Here is a 2,599-nt window from a genome sequence, read left to right as displayed (position 1 = left end):
GCGTGGGCAGATTCGAGGGAGCTATTCAATGTCCTGCGGGCTCAGCTGGACAGGTGAGACCCCGCAGGAGCGAAGCGACGAGGAGGCTCAGCGCCAGCCCCGCGGAAAGCGAAGCGCCTGGAACGGAAATCAACAGACTAGTTTTATTGATAAACAAAATTAAAAAGGGTTGCAGTCAACCTTGTTTTCCGAGTTTGTCTACAGTCTGACTGCGCATGCGCAGTCATTCATGTGTGTGGACTAGAAATGTATTTGTAGGGGTAGTTATACTCTTACCAGTGATGCTATACTCCTGATATAATGAGAATTATAATGAGAATTGTTGATTCTAGTGTTGCCTACTATACAAAAATATATTAATGACAAAAATTGTTGTTTCAAAAGGAGGAATTCCAGGATGGAAAGCAAAATCGAAGTATTAACGACTGTAAAAATCCAGCAAAGTCCTGATTTATATAAAATTGTGGATGCCCTGAACAGAACCTTAAAGCATGATGATCTTATGTTTGGGCTTGCACTGGACCAGGAAGACAAAGAAAAAGCAGTATTTACAATTTATCGTACATAAAGGGTTGGAGCACAGAAAGATTCCAGGCACTTATATGATAATTTGTGCTCAATCCTTATCAAAAGAGCTTGCATAAAAGAAGGGGTTATTTGTGAAAAAATGGATTTTATTTAGTATTCTCACGATTGTCGTCATTGCGGGAATTCTGATTAATGTATATTTAAATGCCACCGAACCGGTAAATGCTGCGGAAGAAAAGGCTGTACAAATTGCCTCGGAGGAGACAAACCTGAAGGATTTCAGTCAGTTCAGCCTTTATAGCGGCGAAGAAACCTACTATGTAATGACAGGCAAAAACTCCAAGCAGGAGGATGTTTATGTCTGGATCAATGAAAAAAATCGTGAAGTCCTGACCAGAAATGCAAAAAATGGAATCACGAAAAGAAAAGCTTTAAATAAACTATATGAAGAAAAGAATCCCAAAGAAATTGTAGAAGTCAGGCTCGGCATGGCCAGGATTCAAAAGACGGACAGGCCAGCATGGGAGATATACTACCGAAATAACAACGATACAATCAATTATTATTATGTAGACTTCGATACTGGAGAAAAATTAAGGGCTATTGATAATCTATAACAACCTTTATTGCAAGTTTTGCAGCTGCTGTTCATTCCGATTACTCTGAATGCCAGTTTGAATCCAAGAGATCACATTTAGCGGAAGATAAGTAAAATGGGTGTTTCGTTAAAATTAGAAAATGTAAAAATGAATGCAGAAAAACTGCAATTCTTAAAAATATTTGGGAGGTAAAGGGATGGAATTCCAGTTAGCCAGCAGAGTGGGAGCACTCACTCCTTCTTCTACATTGGCAATCACCGCAAAAGCAAAAGAATTAAAAGCTCAGGGAAAAGATGTGATTGGACTCGGAGCAGGAGAACCCGATTTTAATACACCACAGCACATTATCGATGCTGCAGTGAAGTCTATGAATGAAGGTTTTACAAAGTATACTCCTTCAGGCGGGCTTCCTGAATTGAAAAAGGAAATTGCATCAAAGCTTAAGCGTGACCAGGGGATAGAGTATAAGCCCAATGAGATTATTGTCACTAACGGCGCAAAACATGGCCTATATACATTATTCCAGGTGCTGCTGAACGAAGGTGATGAAGTAATCATTCCTATTCCATATTGGGTAAGCTATCCAGAGCAAGTCAAGCTTGCCGGAGGAAACCCGGTATATGTCGAAGGGCTTGAACAAAATTATTTTAAAATCACGCCTGAACAGCTTAAAGAGAAAATCTCCAGTAGGACTAGAGCTGTAATCATCAATTCCCCAAGCAATCCAACTGGAATGGTATACTCTAGGGAAGAACTGAAAGCTCTTGGCGATGTTTGCCTTGAAAATGGAATTTTAATTATTTCAGATGAAATTTATGAAAAATTAATCTATGGAAATACCCAGCATGTTTCTATTGCTGAGATTTCTGAAGAATTAAAGCAGCAAACTATCATCATTAATGGTGTATCAAAATCCCATTCTATGACAGGATGGAGAATTGGCTATGCAGCTGGGAACAGCAAGATCATCAATGCTATGACAGACCTCGCAAGCCATAGTACATCAAATCCTACAACTCCTGCACAGTATGCATCGATAGCAGCTTACTCTGGTTCACAGGAAGCTGTAGAAATGATGAGAACAGCTTTTGAAGAGAGACTTGAAATCATTCATGTTAAATTAAACAATATTCCAGGGTTCTCATGCGTCAAGCCCCAGGGAGCATTTTATTTATTCCCTAATGCAAAAGAAGCAGCACGCCTAAGCGGCTGCAAGGATGTTGATGAGTTTGCTGAAGTATTACTGACAGAAGCAAATGTTGCCGTCGTACCTGGCTCCGGGTTTGGTGCACCAGATAATCTGCGTCTCTCCTATGCCACTTCCCTAGATCAATTAGAGGAAGCCATTAGCAGGATTCATCAATTTGTAAATGGACGATCATAATCAAATAGACGGAGAATCTTAAACGATTCTCCGTATTCAAAAAAAATAAGAAAGTATAATATTCTCTTTGAGAATTGTCCAGCTCCAG

3 protein-coding genes are annotated in these 2,599 nt (G+C 39.7%); all 3 read left to right on the top strand.

Annotation, left to right across the window (positions count from 1 at the left end):
* Positions 1-397 precede the first annotated feature (397 nt).
* The 3 genes from V7654_RS16365 to V7654_RS16355 all read left to right on the top strand — a co-directional run bounded on the left by V7654_RS16365 (position 398) and on the right by V7654_RS16355 (position 2,511).
* Positions 398-568 (top strand): YpmA family protein, encoded by a 171-nt coding sequence (locus tag V7654_RS16365; protein ID WP_335375666.1) that lies wholly within the window; start codon positions 398-400, stop codon positions 566-568.
* A gap of 91 nt (positions 569-659) precedes the next feature.
* Positions 660-1,145 carry a cell wall elongation regulator TseB-like domain-containing protein gene (locus V7654_RS16360; protein WP_335431700.1) on the top strand — a complete coding sequence of 162 codons (486 nt, stop codon included), beginning with the start codon at positions 660-662 and terminating at the stop codon, positions 1,143-1,145.
* A gap of 178 nt (positions 1,146-1,323) precedes the next feature.
* Positions 1,324-2,511: a pyridoxal phosphate-dependent aminotransferase gene (locus V7654_RS16355; protein WP_335431699.1), complete on the top strand. Its 1,188-nt coding sequence runs from the start codon at positions 1,324-1,326 to the stop codon at positions 2,509-2,511.
* Positions 2,512-2,599 lie beyond the last annotated feature (88 nt).

Origin of the sequence: Bacillus sp. JJ1609 (assembly GCF_036967045.1) — a bacterium.
Lineage (GTDB): Bacteria > Bacillota > Bacilli > Bacillales > Cytobacillaceae > Mesobacillus.
This window is presented reverse-complemented; position numbering and strand designations above follow the sequence as displayed.